The 17946-nt window shown below is 62.1% G+C and carries 9 protein-coding genes, 4 tRNA genes and 2 rRNA genes; all 15 read left to right on the top strand.

The features are described from left to right. Nucleotides 1-83: 83 nt before the first annotated feature. The 15 genes from KZ686_RS02525 (at nucleotide 84) to rpoC (ending at nucleotide 17772) form a co-directional block, all read left to right on the top strand. Nucleotides 84-2962 (top strand): 23S ribosomal RNA (locus KZ686_RS02525). Between the two features lie 114 nt (nucleotides 2963-3076). Then, nucleotides 3077-3190 (top strand): 5S ribosomal RNA (gene rrf, locus KZ686_RS02520). A gap of 312 nt (nucleotides 3191-3502) precedes the next feature. Then, nucleotides 3503-3588: transfer RNA gene (locus KZ686_RS02515), tRNA-Tyr, on the top strand. Nucleotides 3589-3639: 51 nt separating this feature from the next. Continuing rightward, nucleotides 3640-3713: transfer RNA gene (locus tag KZ686_RS02510), tRNA-Gly, on the top strand. 32 nt (nucleotides 3714-3745) lie between these two features. Next, nucleotides 3746-3820: transfer RNA gene (locus KZ686_RS02505), tRNA-Thr, on the top strand. A gap of 43 nt (nucleotides 3821-3863) precedes the next feature. Next, nucleotides 3864-5054, top strand: a complete 1191-nt coding sequence (tuf, locus tag KZ686_RS02500) for an elongation factor Tu (protein WP_053822680.1) — start codon at nucleotides 3864-3866, stop codon at nucleotides 5052-5054. An 82-nt stretch (nucleotides 5055-5136) separates the two neighbouring features. Next, nucleotides 5137-5212: transfer RNA gene (locus KZ686_RS02495), tRNA-Trp, on the top strand. A gap of 70 nt (nucleotides 5213-5282) precedes the next feature. After that, nucleotides 5283-5663 carry a preprotein translocase subunit SecE gene (gene secE, locus KZ686_RS02490; protein WP_149319755.1) on the top strand — a complete coding sequence of 127 codons (381 nt, stop codon included), beginning with the start codon at nucleotides 5283-5285 and terminating at the stop codon, nucleotides 5661-5663. Between the two features lie 10 nt (nucleotides 5664-5673). Further along, nucleotides 5674-6252, top strand: a complete 579-nt coding sequence (gene nusG / locus KZ686_RS02485) for a transcription termination/antitermination protein NusG (RefSeq protein WP_006576494.1) — start codon at nucleotides 5674-5676, stop codon at nucleotides 6250-6252. Between the two features lie 170 nt (nucleotides 6253-6422). Then, nucleotides 6423-6854 (top strand): 50S ribosomal protein L11, encoded by a 432-nt coding sequence (rplK, locus tag KZ686_RS02480; RefSeq protein ID WP_053822688.1) that lies wholly within the window; start codon nucleotides 6423-6425, stop codon nucleotides 6852-6854. Further along, nucleotides 6855-7550, top strand: coding sequence for a 50S ribosomal protein L1 (rplA, locus tag KZ686_RS02475; protein WP_149319754.1), 696 nt, complete (start codon nucleotides 6855-6857; stop codon nucleotides 7548-7550). Nucleotides 7551-7944: 394 nt separating this feature from the next. After that, nucleotides 7945-8463 carry a 50S ribosomal protein L10 gene (rplJ, locus tag KZ686_RS02470; protein ID WP_023264956.1) on the top strand — a complete coding sequence of 173 codons (519 nt, stop codon included), beginning with the start codon at nucleotides 7945-7947 and terminating at the stop codon, nucleotides 8461-8463. Between the two features lie 58 nt (nucleotides 8464-8521). Then, nucleotides 8522-8899: a 50S ribosomal protein L7/L12 gene (rplL, locus tag KZ686_RS02465; RefSeq protein ID WP_149319753.1), complete on the top strand. Its 378-nt coding sequence runs from the start codon at nucleotides 8522-8524 to the stop codon at nucleotides 8897-8899. A 407-nt stretch (nucleotides 8900-9306) separates the two neighbouring features. Further along, the gene (gene rpoB, locus KZ686_RS02460; RefSeq protein WP_149319752.1) at nucleotides 9307-13413 is read left to right on the top strand and encodes a DNA-directed RNA polymerase subunit beta; all 4107 of its coding nucleotides are present in this window, start codon (nucleotides 9307-9309) and stop codon (nucleotides 13411-13413) included. Between the two features lie 108 nt (nucleotides 13414-13521). Then, nucleotides 13522-17772, top strand: a complete 4251-nt coding sequence (gene rpoC / locus KZ686_RS02455) for a DNA-directed RNA polymerase subunit beta' (protein ID WP_149319751.1) — start codon at nucleotides 13522-13524, stop codon at nucleotides 17770-17772. Nucleotides 17773-17946 lie beyond the last annotated feature (174 nt).

Here is a 17946-nt window from a genome sequence, read left to right as displayed (position 1 = left end):
AGTGATCGAAAGATGACTTGGAATACGGCACAAATGCGAGAACTCAACCTGTAGCGTAGGCGTTGTAGACGCACTCGTTATAGGGTCAAGCGAACAAGTGCATGTGGTGGATGCCTTGGCGATCACAGGCGATGAAGGACGCGGTAGCCTGCGAAAAGCTTCGGGGAGCTGGCAAACGAGCTTTGATCCGGAGATGTCCGAATGGGGAAACCCGGCCCGTATGGGTCATCCCACACTGAATCCATAGGTGTGGGAAGCGAACGCGGCGAACTGAAACATCTAAGTAGCTGCAGGAACAGAAATCAACCGAGATTCCCAAAGTAGTGGCGAACGAAATGGGATGAGCCTTGTACTTTTTAGCAGTGTGGTTAGCAAAACGGGATGGAAAGCCCGGCCATAGCAGGTGATAGCCCTGTATGCGAAAACCGCGTTGTGGAACTAGGGGTACGACAAGTAGGGCGGGACACGTGAAATCCTGTCTGAAGATGGGGGGACCATCCTCCAAGGCTAAATACTCGTGATCGACCGATAGTGAACCAGTACCGTGAGGGAAAGGCGAAAAGAACCCGGGAGGGGAGTGAAATAGATCCTGAAACCGCATGCATACAAACAGTCGGAGCCTGGAAACGGGTGACGGCGTACCTTTTGTATAATGGGTCAGCGACTTACATTCAGTGGCAAGCTTAACCGGTTAGGGAAGGCGTAGCGAAAGCGAGTCCGAATAGGGCGATTGAGTCGCTGGGTGTAGACCCGAAACCAGACGATCTATCCATGGCCAGGTTGAAGGTGCGGTAACACGTACTGGAGGACCGAACCCACTAACGTTGAAAAGTTAGGGGATGAGCTGTGGATAGGGGTGAAAGGCTAAACAAGTCTGGAAATAGCTGGTTCTCTCCGAAAACTATTTAGGTAGTGCCTCGTGTCTCACCTTCGGGGGTAGAGCACTGTCATGGTTGGGGGGTCTATTGCTGATTACCCCGCCATAGCAAACTCCGAATACCGAAGAGTGCAATCACGGGAGACAGACATCGGGTGCTAACGTCCGGTGTCAAGAGGGAAACAACCCAGACCGCCAGCTAAGGTCCCCAAGATTGGCTAAGTGGGAAACGAAGTGGGAAGGCTAAAACAGTCAGGAGGTTGGCTTAGAAGCAGCCACCCTTTAAAGAAAGCGTAATAGCTCACTGATCGAGTCGTCCTGCGCGGAAGATGTAACGGGGCTAAGCCAGTCACCGAAGCTGCGGACGCGCCTTGTGCGCGTGGTAGGAGAGCGTTCCGTAAGCCTGTGAAGGTGTCTTGTAAAGGATGCTGGAGGTATCGGAAGTGCGAATGCTGACATGAGTAGCGATAAAGGGGGTGAAAGGCCCCCTCGCCGTAAGCCCAAGGTTTCCTACGCAACGTTCATCGGCGTAGGGTGAGTCGGCCCCTAAGGCGAGGCAGAGATGCGTAGCTGATGGGAAGCAGGTTAATATTCCTGCACCGTCGTATGATGCGATGGGGGACGGATCGCGGAAGGTTGTCCGGGTGTTGGAAGTCCCGGTCCCTGCATTGGAGAAGGCGCTTTGGCAAATCCGGGCGCGGAATTCAAGGATGTGGGGCGAGCGGCCTAGTGCTGCGAAGCAATCGGAAGGGGTCCCAAGAAAAGCCTCTAAGCTTCAGTCATACGAGACCGTACCGCAAACCGACACAGGTGGGCGAGATGAGTATTCTAAGGCGCTTGAGAGAACTCGGGAGAAGGAACTCGGCAAATTGGTACCGTAACTTCGGGATAAGGTACGCCCTGGTAGCTTGACTGGCCTGCGCCAGAAGGGTGACGGGGTTGCAATAAAATGGTGGCTGCGACTGTTTAATAAAAACACAGCACTCTGCAAACACGAAAGTGGACGTATAGGGTGTGACGCCTGCCCGGTGCCGGAAGATTAAATGATGGGGTGCAAGCTCTTGATTGAAGTCCCGGTAAACGGCGGCCGTAACTATAACGGTCCTAAGGTAGCGAAATTCCTTGTCGGGTAAGTTCCGACCTGCACGAATGGCGTAACGATGGCCACACTGTCTCCTCCCGAGACTCAGCGAAGTTGAAGTGTTTGTGATGATGCAATCTCCCCGCGGCTAGACGGAAAGACCCCATGAACCTTTACTGCAGCTTTGCATTGGACTTTGAACCGATCTGTGTAGGATAGGTGGGAGGCTTTGAAGCGAGGACGCCAGTTCTCGTGGAGCCGTCCTTGAAATACCACCCTGGTTTGTTTGAGGTTCTAACCTAGGCCCGTGAATCCGGGTCGGGGACAGTGCATGGTAGGCAGTTTGACTGGGGCGGTCTCCTCCCAAAGTGTAACGGAGGAGTTCGAAGGTACGCTTGGTACGGTCGGACATCGTACCTAAAGTGCAATGGCAAAAGCGTGCTTAACTGCGAGACCGACAAGTCGAGCAGGTGCGAAAGCAGGACATAGTGATCCGGTGGTTCTGAATGGAAGGGCCATCGCTCAACGGATAAAAGGTACTCTGGGGATAACAGGCTGATACCGCCCAAGAGTTCATATCGACGGCGGTGTTTGGCACCTCGATGTCGGCTCATCTCATCCTGGGGCTGTAGCCGGTCCCAAGGGTATGGCTGTTCGCCATTTAAAGAGGTACGTGAGCTGGGTTTAAAACGTCGTGAGACAGTTTGGTCCCTATCTGCCGTGGGCGTTGGAATCTTGACGGGGGCTGCTCCTAGTACGAGAGGACCGGAGTGGACGTACCGCTGGTGTACCTGTTGTCTCGCCAGAGGCATCGCAGGGTAGCTATGTACGGAAGAGATAACCGCTGAAAGCATCTAAGCGGGAAACTCGCCTGAAGATGAGGATTCCCTGGAGCCTCGAGCTCCTTGAAGGGTCGTTCAAGACCAGGACGTTGATAGGCTGGGTGTGGAAGCGCAGTAATGCGTTAAGCTAACCAGTACTAATTGCCCGTAAGGCTTGATCCTATAACCAGTGCGTTTCAATCCGCTGGTGTTGCCGCATACGTGCCATACAGCACAACCCGACGCTACATCCCAATACGCCAGATTGGCCTCAAGCCAGTCCGGCAACCCTTTATGCCTGGTGACCATAGCAAGTCGGAACCACCCCTTCCCATCCCGAACAGGACCGTGAAACGACTTCGCGCCGATGATAGTGCGGACTACCCGTGTGAAAGTAGGTCATCGCCAGGCTCTCCATCCCCAGAACACCCCAGATCTCCCAGGTCTGGGGTGTTTTGCTTTGCGGCGGCGGAAAGCGGGCCGGTCCACCGCGCTCCCAGGTAGCTCAACCGCCATATCCCGGCTGCTGTGGACGCGTTCCAGGCCGTTTTGCGGGCCCCTATAGGGTGAGAGGACATCGTTTCCGATGTTCGCGAAGATGGTTCGCCACGGGCCGCCGCAGCCCGTTTCCGCCGATGATCGAACAAAGCCGTTTTCCTGGCAAAGCAGAGGGAAAGCGCTTGACAGGCGGGGGCGATTACACCATAATCGCAAGTTCTCTGCGGAGAGGTGCCCGAGTGGCTAAAGGGGGCAGACTGTAAATCTGTTGGCTTACGCCTACGTTGGTTCGAATCCAACCCTCTCCACCAGAATGCAATGCAGCAGCAGTCCGGCAATGTCGGTGAAGTGAAGTAACCCGGGCGGGTGTAGCTCAATGGTAGAGCAGAAGCCTTCCAAGCTTACGACGAGGGTTCGATTCCCTTCACCCGCTCCAGCAGGATTGCTGCAACGCAGTCATCAAGTTTCGCCCATGTGGCTCAGTGGTAGAGCACTCCCTTGGTAAGGGAGAGGTCGGCAGTTCGATCCTGCCCATGGGCACCAAATACCGCACTGGCAATATCGCTACCGAGACAGGAGTCGCGAAATGGCAAAGGAAAAGTTCGAGCGGACCAAGCCGCACGTGAACGTTGGTACGATTGGTCACGTTGACCACGGCAAGACGACGCTGACGGCGGCGATTGCGACGGTGCTGGCTTCGAAGTTCGGCGGTGCCGCGAAGAAGTACGACGAAATCGATGCGGCGCCGGAAGAGAAGGCACGCGGTATTACCATCAACACCGCGCACGTCGAGTACGAGACGGCCAACCGCCACTACGCGCACGTTGACTGCCCGGGCCACGCCGACTACGTCAAGAACATGATCACCGGCGCTGCGCAGATGGACGGCGCGATCCTGGTGTGCTCGGCCGCTGACGGCCCGATGCCGCAGACGCGCGAGCACATCCTGCTGGCCCGTCAGGTCGGCGTGCCGTACATCATCGTGTTCCTGAACAAGTGCGACATGGTGGACGACGCCGAGCTGCTCGAGCTGGTGGAAATGGAAGTGCGCGAGCTGCTGTCGAAGTACGAGTTCCCCGGCGACGACACCCCGATCATCAAGGGTTCGGCCAAGCTGGCGCTCGAAGGCGACAAGGGTGACCTGGGCGAAGAGGCGATCATGCGCCTGGCCGAGGCACTGGACACCTACATCCCGACGCCGGAGCGCGCCGTGGACGGCACGTTCCTGATGCCGGTCGAAGACGTGTTCTCGATCTCGGGCCGCGGTACCGTGGTGACCGGCCGTATCGAGCGTGGCGTGATCAAGGTCGGCGAGGAAATCGAAATCGTCGGCATCCGCCCGACGGTCAAGACCACCTGCACCGGCGTGGAAATGTTCCGCAAGCTGCTGGACCAGGGCCAGGCTGGCGACAACGTCGGTCTGCTGCTGCGCGGCACCAAGCGTGAAGACGTCGAGCGCGGCCAGGTGCTGTGCAAGCCGGGTTCGATCAAGCCGCACACGCACTTCACCGGCGAGGTGTACATCCTGTCGAAGGACGAAGGTGGCCGTCACACCCCGTTCTTCAACAACTACCGTCCGCAGTTCTATTTCCGTACGACCGACGTGACCGGCTCGATCGAGCTGCCGAAGGACAAGGAAATGGTCATGCCGGGCGACAACGTGTCGATCACCGTCAAGCTGATCGCCCCGATCGCGATGGAAGAAGGCCTGCGCTTCGCCATCCGTGAAGGCGGCCGCACCGTCGGCGCCGGCGTCGTCGCCAAGATCCTGGACTAAGCAGTCACGACAGCAAACGCGGCACCAACCGGCCGCGTTTGCCGCCAGTGGGGTTGGCTCCAGCCGACCCCAAAGTTGTTTTAGGGGTATAGCTCAACTGGCAGAGCGTCGGTCTCCAAAACCGAAGGTTGGGGGTTCGATTCCCTCTGCCCCTGCCAATTCAATCAGCCGCGTCGGGCGGATCCACAGAGGATCCATCGTGACGCGGCTTAGTCTCGTTTGCGAAACATGGCCAATCCCAACGTCGAAACCGTCAACACCTCCAGTGGCAAGTGGCTGCTGGGCGTGGCCGTGCTGCTCGTGGTGGCCGGCGTGATCGGTTTCTACGCGCTGGCGCAGCAGCCTGCCTACGTGCGCGGCGCCGCGCTGTTCGCGGGCCTCGTGCTCGGCGTGATCGTCGCGCTGGTGTCCGCACCGGGCAAGGAATTCGTGGGGTTCGCCAGGGAATCGTACCGGGAAGTCCGCAAGGTGGTGTGGCCGACCCGCAAGGAAGCCGGACAGATGACGGGCCTGGTGTTCGTCTTCGTCGTCGTGATGGCGCTGTTCTTGTGGTCTGCCGACAAACTGATCGAGTGGGTGATCTTCTCCCTCGTGCTGGGCTGGAAATAAGGGAAAGGACATGACGGACGACGCAAAGCAGGAATCCACTCCTACGCAGCCGCCTTCGAAGAAGCGCTGGTACGTGGTCCACGCTTACTCCGGCATGGAGAAGAGCGTGCAGCGCGCCTTGCAGGAACGCATCGAGCGCGCGGAGATGCAGGACAAGTTCGGACGCATCCTGGTGCCGTCCGAGGAAGTGATCGAAATGAAGGGCGGTCAGCGTTCGGTGACCGAGCGGCGCTTCTTCCCGGGCTATGTGCTCGTGGAAATGGAGATGACCGACGAGACGTGGCACCTGGTGAAGAACACCAGCAAGGTGACCGGCTTCGTCGGCGGCGCGCGTAACCGCCCGAGTCCGATTTCCCAGAAGGAAGTCGACAAGATCATGACGCAGATGCAGGAAGGCGTCGAAAAGCCGCGGCCCAAGACGCTGTTCGAGGTGGGCGAAATGGTGCGCGTCAAGGACGGCCCGTTCACCGACTTCAACGGCAACGTGGAAGAGGTCAATTACGAGAAGTCGCGCCTGCGCGTCTCGGTGACCATCTTCGGTCGCGCCACCCCGGTCGAGCTCGAGTTCGGCCAGGTCGAGAAGGTCTGATCGTCACAGGATTCGCAGGGTCGCGCCGCCTTCGGCAGTGCGACCAGCGACGCCCCGCAAGGGGCACAAGAGGAGCGTGAGGCCAGGTCCGCCACCGGCGGCCGGCGACAGCGCGTTACGACTCAACAGGATCGACTGCCTGACGTGCAGCGGTCCGGATTGGAGTAAAGATGGCCAAGAAGATTATTGGCTTTATCAAGCTGCAGATCCCGGCTGGTAAAGCGAACCCCTCCCCGCCCGTGGGCCCGGCACTGGGTCAGCGTGGCCTGAACATCATGGAGTTCTGCAAGGCGTTCAACGCGCAGACCCAGGGTATGGAACCCGGCCTGCCGGTGCCGGTGGTGATTACCGCCTACGCCGACAAGAGCTTCACCTTCGTGATGAAGTCGCCGCCGGCCACCGTGCTGATCAAGAAGGCTGCCGGCATCACCAAGGGTTCGGCCAAGCCGCACACCGACAAGGTTGGCAAGATCACCCGCGCCCAGGCTGAAGACATCGCCAAGGCCAAGAACGCCGACCTGACCGCCGCCGATCTGGACGCGGCAGTGCGCACCATCGCGGGCTCGGCCCGTTCGATGGGTATCACCGTGGAGGGTCTGTAAATGGCTAAGGTTTCGAAGCGCGTAGCGGCCAACAAGGCCAAGATCGAGCGCACCAAGTTCTACCCGATCGACGAGGCGCTGGGCCTGGTCAAGGAATGCGCGTCGGCCAAGTTCGACGAGTCGATCGACGTCGCCGTGCAGCTGGGCATCGACGCCAAGAAGTCGGACCAAGTGGTCCGTGGCTCGGTGGTGCTGCCCGCCGGTACCGGCAAGTCGGTCCGCGTGGCGGTGTTCGCCCAGGGCGAGAAGGCTGAAGCGGCCAAGGCCGCCGGCGCCGACGTGGTCGGCATGGAAGACCTGGCCGAGCAGGTCAAGGCCGGCAACCTGAACTTCGACGTCGTGATCGCTTCGCCGGACACGATGCGTATCGTCGGTACGCTGGGCCAGATTCTCGGCCCGCGCGGCCTGATGCCGAACCCGAAGGTCGGTACCGTGACCCCCGACGTGGCCCAGGCCGTGAAGAACGCCAAGGCCGGTCAGGTCCAGTTCCGTGTCGACAAGGCCGGTATCATCCACGCGACCATCGGCCGCCGTTCGTTCGAGGACGCCGCGCTGAAGACCAACCTGTCGGCGCTGATCGACGCGCTGGTCAAGGCCAAGCCGGCCACCAGCAAGGGCGTCTACCTGCGCAAGATCGCGGTCTCCTCGACCATGGGCGTGGGCGTTCGCGTCGATCAGGCTTCGCTGGCCGCCTAAGCGGCTGGCCATACGCGGTCAATTGGCCGACCGGACCCGATAACACCGGTCGGCAAAGCATTCGAGGTTTCGGCACTGCGCCGGGACCGGCCCGCCAGGGCGGGCCAGAGAAAGGCTTTGGGCAGTGGTGCCGGCGCCAGCCGCCGGTCCCGCTGGTTATCAAAGACCGCTGGCGGTCATGTTCGCGCTTCGGTGCGGCATGGCCTTAATTGGTGGGACCGTACACGGCAACAAGGTGACGGCACCCCGCCCGCCAGCGTAGATGGCGAACCCGAAGGTTGGAATGGTCCGGGGCGAGATCCCCGGGTGATTCGGGCCAATCGGACGCCGTTCGTTTGGACTGATGCAAGGTCCTCCGTCGCCGGAGCACCGCGCATCGTTTTGGAGCTTAACCGTGCCACTCAATATTGAAGATAAGAAGGCCGTCGTTGCTGAGGTGTCGGCGCAAGTCGCCAAAGCCCAGACCATCGTCGTGGCCGAATATCGCGGCATCACGGTTGGCGATCTGACCAAGCTGCGTGCCACCGCCCGCGAGCAAGGCGTCTACCTGCGCGTTCTGAAGAACACGCTGGCTCGCCGCGCCGTGGAAGGTACGCCGTTTGCCGCGCTCGCGGAGCAATTGACCGGTCCGCTGATCTACGGGATTTCCGAAGATGCAGTGGCCTCGGCCAAGGTTCTGAACGACTTCGCCAAGACCAACGACAAGCTGGTCCTGCGCGCCGGGTCGTTCGACGGCAAGGTGCTCGACGTCAACGCCGTCAAGGCGCTGGCCTCGATCCCGAGCCGCGACCAACTGATTGCTCAGCTGCTTGGCGTCATGCAAGCGCCGGTGTCGGGCTTTGCCCGCCTGCTGGCCGCGCTGGCCGAGAAGAAGAGCGAAGGTGCCCCCGCCGAGGAAGGCGCCGCGGCCTAAGGCCAGGCTCGTCCCGATCGCAATACCGATACCGAATCAAATCTAGGAGTATTTCCAAATGGCAATCACCAAAGACGACATCCTCGAAGCCGTTGGCGCGATGTCCGTGATGGAACTGAACGACCTGGTCAAGGCGTTCGAAGAGAAGTTTGGCGTGTCCGCCGCCGCGATGGCCGTGGCTGCCGCTCCGGGCGCTGCTGGCGCTGGCGCTGCCGCCGAAGAGAAGACCGAGTTCAACGTCGTGCTGGCTGAAGTCGGCGCGAACAAGGTTGGCGTGATCAAGGCCGTTCGCGAAATCACCGGCCTGGGCCTGAAGGAAGCCAAGGACCTGGTCGATGGCGCACCGAAGCCCGTCAAGGAAGGCGTGGACAAGGCTGCTGCCGACGAGGCCAAGAAGAAGCTGGAAGACGCCGGCGCGAAGGTCGAAATCAAGTAAGCAGTTTTCGCGTGCCCTCCGGCACGCGAGTGGGGCTGGCAAAGGGGAAATCCCGGCGCCAGCCTTTTTGCGCTTCTGTGATGTGTGTTTTATTGGACACTCATTCGCGCGAGAAGTGATGCATTGCCTACTCGGCGTCGGGGTGAACCTCCGGGCCGCAGCAGAGGCCAAACATCAGTGGCACACTAAGCGGTTGCTGCTGATGTTTGTCTTCTGAACCGACTGCAGAAGACAAGTTTGGTCGGGTGTTCCCCGGACCGGCGCGCGTGGATGATGGCGCCGGTTCGCAGCGTGCGGACACCGTCAGCCAGAGGTTGGTAGCGGCCAACCGCCAAATCCCCTCCCAGTCGCTGAACACCTCAGGCGCCGGTCAGGTCCAGCCAGCCCTGCGATGATTCGGAGATCCCATGGCGTACAGCTTCACCGAAAAGAAGCGCATTCGCAAAAGCTTTGCGAAGCGCGCGACGGTTCACCAGGTTCCATTCCTGCTAGCCACCCAGATCGAATCGTACACCCAGTTCTTGCAAGCGGATACGCCACCCGCGCGTCGCAAGAGCGAAGGCCTGCAAGCGGCCTTCAACGCAATTTTCCCCATCGTCTCCCATAACGGGCTCGCCCGTATGGAGTTCGTGTCGTATCACCTGTCCAACCCGCCGTTCGACGTCAAGGAATGTCAGCAGCGTGGCCTGACCTTCCATTCGGCCCTGCGCGCCAAGGTTCGCCTGATCATCAACGATCGCGAGAATCCGGGCAAGGTCAAGGAGGTCAAGGAGCAGGAAGTCTACATGGGCGAGATTCCGCTCATGACCTCGACCGGCTCGTTCGTGATCAACGGCACCGAGCGCGTGATCGTCTCGCAGCTGCACCGTTCGCCGGGCGTGTTCTTCGAGCACGACAAGGGCAAGACGCACAGCTCGGGCAAGCTGCTGTTCTCGGCACGGATCATTCCGTACCGCGGCTCGTGGCTGGACTTCGAGTTCGACCCGAAGGACATCCTGTACTTCCGCGTCGACCGCCGCCGCAAGATGCCGGTGACGATCCTGCTGAAGTCGATCGGCCTGACGCCGGAACAGATCCTCGCGCACTTCTTCGTGTTCGACAACTTCACGCTGCAGGCCGAAGGCGCGCAGCTGGAGTTCGTGCCCGAGCGCCTGCGCGGCGAAGTCGCGCGCTTCGACATCGCCGACAAGAACGGCCGTGTCGTGGTCGAGAAGGACAAGCGGATCAACGCCAAGCACATCCGTGACCTGGAGTCCGCCGGCACCAAGCTGATCAGCGTGCCGGAAGACTATCTGCTGGGCCGCGTGCTGGCCAAGAACATCATCGACCCGGATACCGGCGAGGTGATCGCCAACGCCAACGACGAGCTGACCGAAACGCTGCTCGAGTCGCTGCGCGAAGCCGGCGTCAAGCAGATCCAGACGCTGTACACCAACGATCTGGACCAGGGTCCGTACATCTCGCAGACCCTGCGCACCGACGACACCGCCGACCAGACCGCGGCCCGTATCGCGATCTACCGGATGATGCGCCCGGGCGAGCCGCCCACCGAGGACGCCGTCGAAGCGCTGTTCCAGCGCCTGTTCTACAGCGAGGAGTCGTACGACCTGTCGCGCGTGGGCCGCATGAAGGTCAACAGCCGCCTGGGCCGCCCGAGCGGCGAGGGCAGCATGGTGCTGCAGGACGAGGACATCCTCGAGACCATCAAGATCCTGGTCAACCTGCGCAACGGCAAGGGCGAAGTCGACGACATCGACCACCTGGGCAACCGCCGCGTGCGTTGCGTCGGCGAACTGGCCGAGAACCAGTTCCGCGCCGGCCTGTCGCGCGTGGAGCGCGCCGTCAAGGAACGTCTGGGCCAGGCCGAGACCGAGAACCTGATGCCGCACGACCTGATCAACTCGAAGCCGATCTCGTCGGCGATCCGCGAGTTCTTCGGTTCGTCGCAGCTGTCGCAGTTCATGGACCAGACCAACCCGCTGTCCGAGATCACGCACAAGCGCCGCGTGTCCGCTCTGGGCCCGGGCGGTCTGACGCGCGAGCGCGCGGGCTTCGAAGTCCGCGACGTGCACCCGACCCACTATGGCCGCGTGTGCCCGATCGAAACGCCGGAAGGTCCGAACATCGGTCTGATCAACTCGCTGGCGCTGTACGCCCGCCTGAACGAATACGGCTTCCTGGAAACGCCGTACCGCAAGGTCGAGAACGGCAAGCTGACCGACCAGGTCGACTACCTGTCGGCGATCGAGGAAGGCAAGTACGTGGTGGCGCAGGCCAACGCGACGGTCGACGCCGAAGGCAACCTGATCGACGAACTGGTGTCGGCGCGCGAAGGCAGCGAGCGCGAGACCCGCATGGTCACGCCGGACCGCGTGCAGTACATCGACGTGGCGCCGTCGCAGATCGTGTCGGCGGCAGCCTCGCTGGTGCCGTTCCTCGAGCACGATGACGCGAACCGTGCACTGATGGGCGCGAACATGCAGCGTCAGGCCGTGCCTTGTCTGCGTCCGGACAAGCCGCTGGTCGGCACCGGCATCGAGCGCACCGTCGCGGTCGACTCGGGCACCGCCGTGCAGGCGACCCGTGGCGGCGTGGTCGACTATGTCGACGCGAACCGTATCGTGATCCGCGTCAACGACGACGAAGCCGTGGCCGGCGAAGTCGGCGTGGACATCTACAACCTGATCAAGTACACGCGTTCGAACCAGAACACGAACATCAACCAGCGTCCGATGGTCAAGGTGGGCGACCACGTGGCCCGCGGCGACGTGATCGCCGATGGCGCCTCGACCGACCTGGGCGAGCTCGCGCTCGGCCAGAACATGCTGGTCGCGTTCATGCCCTGGAACGGCTACAACTTCGAAGACTCGATCCTGATCTCGGAACGCGTCGTTGCCGAAGACCGCTACACCTCGATCCACATCGAGGAGCTGTCGGTCGTCGCCCGCGACACCAAGCTCGGACCCGAGGAAATCACGCGCGACATCTCGAACCTGGCCGAAGCGCAACTGGCCCGTCTGGACGAGTCCGGCATCACCTACATCGGTGCCGAGGTCGAGGCCGGCGACGTGCTGGTCGGCAAGGTCACGCCCAAGGGCGAGACCCAGCTGACGCCGGAAGAGAAGCTGCTGCGCGCGATCTTCGGCGAGAAGGCGTCCGACGTGAAGGACACCTCGCTGCGCGTGCCCTCGGGCATGAGCGGCATCGTGATCGACGTGCAGGTCTTCACCCGTGAAGGCGTGACCCGCGACAAGCGCGCGCAGTCGATCATCGACGACGAGCTCAAGCGCTACCGCCTGGACCTGAACGACCAGCTGCGTATCGTCGAGGGCGATGCCTTCCAGCGTCTGGAACGCCTGCTGATCGACAAGACGGTCAACGGCGGTCCGAAGAAGCTGGCCAAGGGCGCGAAGCTGACCAAGGAGTACCTGGACGATCTGGACAAGTACCACTGGTTCGACATCCGTCCGGCCGACGAGGAAGTCGCGGCCCAGCTCGAGGCGGTCAAGGAAGCCATCGAGCAGAAGCGCCACGAGTTCGACCTGGCCTTCGAGGAAAAGCGCAAGAAGCTGACCCAGGGCGACGAGCTGCCCCCGGGCGTGATCAAGATGGTCAAGGTCTACCTGGCCGTCAAGCGCCGCCTGCAGCCTGGCGACAAGATGGCCGGCCGTCACGGCAACAAGGGCGTGGTGTCGAAGATCGTGCCGATCGAGGACATGCCCTACATGGCGGACGGTACCCCGGCCGACATCGTGCTGAACCCGCTCGGCGTGCCGTCGCGGATGAACGTGGGTCAGATTCTCGAGACCCACCTGGGCTGGGCCTCGCGTGGCCTGGGCCAGCGTATCGGCGCGATGCTGAAGGCGCAGGCCAAGGCGCAGGAAATCCGTGCGCTGCTCGCTCAGATCTACAACGAGAGCGGCAAGCCGGAAGACCTCGACAGCCTGAGCGACGCCGAGATCCTGGAGCTCGCGGAGAACCTGAAGAAGGGCGTGCCGTTCGCGACCCCGGTGTTCGACGGTGCGCACGAGCAGGAGATCCGCCGCATGCTGGATCTGGCCTACCCGGACGACGTGGCCAAGGAGATGGGCCTGACGGCGTCGAAGCAGCAGGTCACGCTGTACGACGGCCGCACCGGCGAGGCGTTCGAGCGTCCGGTCACGCTGGGTGTGATGCACATGCTGAAGCTGCACCACCTGGTCGACGACAAGATGCACGCCCGTTCGACCGGTCCGTACTCGCTCGTCACCCAGCAGCCGCTGGGCGGCAAGGCGCAGTTCGGCGGCCAGCGTTTCGGCGAGATGGAAGTGTGGGCGCTGGAAGCGTACGGCGCCTCCTACGTGCTGCAGGAAATGCTGACGGTCAAGTCCGACGACGTGAACGGCCGTACCAAGGTGTACGAGAACATCGTCAAGGGCGAGCACTCGATCGATGCCGGCATGCCGGAGTCGTTCAACGTGCTGGTGAAGGAAATCCGCTCGCTGGGTATCGATATCGACCTGGATCGCTATTGATCGACAGATCGGAACGGAGGCGGCAGTCACGCCGTCTCCGGCGGATTTCCCACAGGATGAATGCCGGCGGCCCGTTACCTCGGGCCGGCGGCGAAACAAGGAGTTGCAATGAAAGCATTGCTCGATCTCTTTAAGCAGGTTCAGCAGGAAGAGCAGTTCGACGCGATCAAGATCGGGCTGGCCTCGCCCGAGAAGATCCGCTCGTGGTCGTACGGCGAAGTCAAGAAGCCGGAGACCATCAACTACCGGACGTTCAAGCCCGAGCGCGACGGTCTGTTCTGCGCCAAGATCTTCGGTCCGATCAAGGACTACGAGTGCCTGTGCGGCAAGTACAAGCGCCTGAAGCACCGTGGCGTGATCTGCGAGAAGTGCGGCGTCGAAGTGACGCTGGCGAAGGTGCGCCGCGAGCGCATGGGCCATATCGAACTGGCCGCGCCGACCGCGCACATCTGGTTCCTGAAGTCGCTGCCGTCGCGTCTGGGCATGGTGCTCGACATGACGCTGCGCGACATCGAGCGCGTGCTGTATTTCGAAGCGTTCGTGGTGCTCGAGCCCGGCATGACTCCGCTCAAGAAGAGCCAGATCATGTCCGAGGACGACTACATCGCGAAGTGCGAGGAGTACGGCGAGGGCGAATTCGTGGCGATGATGGGTGCCGAGGGCATCCGTGAACTGCTGCGCGGCATCGACATCGAGAAGCAGATCGAACAGATCCGCGCCGAGCTGCAGGCCACCGGTTCCGAAGCCAAGATCAAGAAGTACGCCAAGCGCCTGAAGGTGCTCGAGGCCTTCCAGCGTTCGGGCATCAAGCCCGAGTGGATGATCCTCGAAGTGCTGCCGGTGCTGCCGCCCGAGCTGCGTCCGCTGGTGCCGCTGGACGGCGGCCGCTTCGCGACCTCGGACCTGAACGACCTGTATCGCCGCGTGATCAACCGCAACAACCGGTTGAAGCGCCTGCTCGAGCTGAAGGCCCCTGAAATCATCGTGCGCAACGAAAAGCGCATGCTGCAGGAAGCGGTCGACTCGCTGCTGGACAACGGCCGTCGCGGCAAGGCGATGACCGGCGCCAACAAGCGTCCGCTGAAGTCGCTGGCCGAGATGATCAAGGGCAAGGGCGGTCGTTTCCGTCAGAACCTGCTGGGCAAGCGCGTCGACTACTCGGGCCGTTCGGTCATCGTGGTCGGCCCGACGCTGAAGCTGCACCAGTGCGGCCTGCCCAAGTTGATGGCGCTGGAGCTGTTCAAGCCCTTCATCTTCCACAAGCTGGAAACGATGGGCATCGCCACCACCATCAAGGCGGCCAAGAAGGAAGTCGAAAGCCAGACCCCGGTCGTGTGGGACATCCTCGAAGAGGTGATCCGCGAGCACCCGGTGATGCTGAACCGCGCGCCGACGCTGCACCGCCTGGGCATCCAGGCCTTCGAACCGGTGCTGATCGAAGGCAAGGCGATCCAGCTGCATCCGCTCGTCTGCGCGGCGTTCAACGCCGACTTCGACGGTGACCAGATGGCCGTCCACGTGCCGCTGTCGCTGGAAGCGCAGATGGAAGCCCGCACGCTGATGCTGGCCTCCAACAACGTGCTGTTCCCGGCCAACGGCGATCCGTCGATCGTGCCGTCGCAGGACGTGGTGCTGGGCCTGTACTACACCACCCGCGACAAGATCAACGGCAAGGGCGAGGGCATGACCTTCGCCGACGTCAGCGAGGTGATCCGCGCCTACGAGAACAAGGAAGTCGAACTGGCTTCGCGCGTGAACGTGCGCATCACCGAGTATGAGCTGGTCGACAAGGACGCCGAGGGCGACGCGCGCTTCGCGCCGAAGATCACGCTGCAGGCCACCACGGTCGGCCGCGCGATCCTGTCCGAGATCCTGCCGAAGGGCCTGCCTTTCTCGGTGCTGAACAAGCCGCTGAAGAAGAAGGAAATCTCGCGCCTGATCAACACCGCGTTCCGCAAGTGCGGTCTGCGCGAGACGGTGATCTTCGCCGACAAGCTGCTGCAGTCGGGCTTCCGCCTGGCCACGCGCGCCGGTATCTCGATCGCGATCGACGACATGCTGGTGCCGCCGCAGAAGGAAAAGATCATCGCCGACGCCGCGGCCAAGGTGAAGGAATACGACAAGCAGTACATGTCGGGTCTGGTGACGGACCAGGAGCGCTACAACAACGTCGTGGACATCTGGGGCGCCGCCGGCGACCAGGTCGGCAAGGCGATGATGGAGCAGCTGCAGCACGAGGACGTGGTCGACCGCAACGGCAACACCGTCAAGCAGGAGTCGTTCAACTCCATCTACATGATGGCCGACTCGGGCGCACGGGGTTCCGCGGCGCAGATCCGTCAGCTGGCCGGCATGCGTGGCCTGATGGCCAAGCCGGACGGCTCGATCATCGAGACGCCGATTACCGCGAACTTCCGCGAAGGCCTGAACGTTCTGCAGTACTTCATCTCGACCCACGGTGCACGTAAGGGCCTGGCCGATACCGCGCTGAAGACGGCGAACTCGGGTTACCTGACCCGTCGTCTGGTCGACGTGACGCAGGATCTGGTGGTGGTCGAGGAGGATTGCGGCACCACCAACGGCGTCGCGATGAAGGCGCTGGTGGAAGGCGGTGAAGTCATCGAAGCGCTGCGCGACCGTATCCTGGGCCGCGTGACGGTGTCGGACGTGGTCAACCCCGAGACGCAGGAAACCGCGATCGAGGCCGGCACGCTGCTGGACGAAGACCTGGTCGACCTGATCGACCAGATCGGCGTGGACGAGGTCAAGGTCCGCACCCCGCTGTCGTGCGACACGCGCTATGGCCTGTGCGCCAAGTGCTATGGCCGCGATCTGGGCCGCGGCACGCTGGTCAACACCGGCGAAGCGGTCGGCGTGATCGCCGCGCAGTCGATCGGCGAGCCGGGCACGCAGCTGACGATGCGGACGTTCCACATCGGCGGTGCGGCATCGCGTGCGGCGGTCGCCTCGAGCGTCGAAGCGAAGGCCACCGGTACGGTGCGCTTCACCGCGACGATGCGCTACGTGACCAACGCCAAGGGCGAACTGATCGTGATCTCGCGTTCGGGCGAGGCGCTGATCACCGACGACCACGGCCGCGAGCGCGAGCGCCACAAGATCCCGTACGGCGCCACGCTGCTGGTGCAGGACGGTCAGGCGATCAAGGCGGGCACGCAACTGGCGACCTGGGACGCGCTGACGCGCCCGATCGTGTCGGAGTACTCGGGCACGATCAAGTTCGAGAACGTCGAAGAAGGCGTGACCGTCGCCAAGCAGATGGACGAGGTTACCGGTCTGTCGACGCTGGTCGTGATCGACGCCAAGCGCCGTACGGCTGCCACCAAGGGCCTGCGCCCGCAGGTGAAGCTGCTCGATGCCAACGGCCAGGAAGTCAAGATTCCGGGCACGGACCACTCCGTGACCATCGGCTTCCAGGTCGGCGCGCTGATCACCGTCAAGGACGGCCAGCAGGTGCACGTCGGTGAAGTGCTGGCGCGTATCCCGACCGAGTCGCAGAAGACCCGTGACATTACCGGTGGTCTGCCGCGCGTGGCCGAGCTGTTCGAAGCGCGTTCGCCGAAGGACGCCGCCGTGCTGGCGGAAGTCACCGGTACCGTGTCGTTCGGCAAGGACACCAAGGGCAAGCAGCGTCTGGTCATTACCGACCTCGACGGCAATGCGCACGAGTTCCTGATCGCCAAGGAAAAGCAGGTGCTGGTCCACGACGGTCAGGTGGTGAACAAGGGCGAGATGATCGTCGAGGGTCCGGCGGATCCGCACGACATCCTGCGCCTGAAGGGCATCGAGGAGCTGGCGCACTACATCGTCGACGAGGTGCAGGACGTCTATCGTCTGCAGGGCGTGAAGATCAACGACAAGCACATCGAAGTGATCGTGCGTCAGATGCTGCGCCGTGTGCAGATCGTCGATGTCGGCGACACCAAGTTCATCCCGGGTGAACAGGTGGAGCGCTCGGAGCTGTTGGACGAGAACGACCGCGTGATCGCGGAAGGCAAGCGTCCGGCAACCTACGAGAACCTGCTGCTCGGTATCACCAAGGCGTCGCTGTCGACCGACAGCTTCATCTCGGCGGCATCGTTCCAGGAAACGACGCGCGTGCTGACCGAAGCCGCGATCATGGGCAAGACCGACGACCTGCGTGGTCTGAAGGAAAACGTGATCGTGGGTCGCCTGATCCCGGCCGGTACGGGCCTGGCCTACCACCGCGCCCGCAAGGCGCGCGAGGCGGCCGAGCGCGAACGCGCGCAGGCGATCTCCGAAGAAGAGCAGTCGCTCTTCATGGAGCCGTCGGAGGTGCATGCCACCACCGAGAACGGCGGCGATACGCCGGCGGTCTGAGGCCGATGCGGTAACGCTGCGGTAAAGAGGCTGTAGCGAGGCCGCTGTAGTACGGTCGCTGTAGTATGGCCGCTGCAGTACGGCCGCAGCAGCAAGCCAGTAGTGAAAAGCCCGGTGCGAGAAATCGCACCGGGCTTTTTTTTGGCCGCCTGGGGTTGGAGTCAACGCCAGGAC

Origin of the sequence: Cupriavidus cauae, assembly GCF_026210475.1 — a bacterium.
Taxonomy (GTDB): domain Bacteria; phylum Pseudomonadota; class Gammaproteobacteria; order Burkholderiales; family Burkholderiaceae; genus Cupriavidus; species Cupriavidus cauae.
Note: the sequence above shows the minus strand (reverse complement) of the source record. Positions and strands in the feature narration are given on the sequence as shown.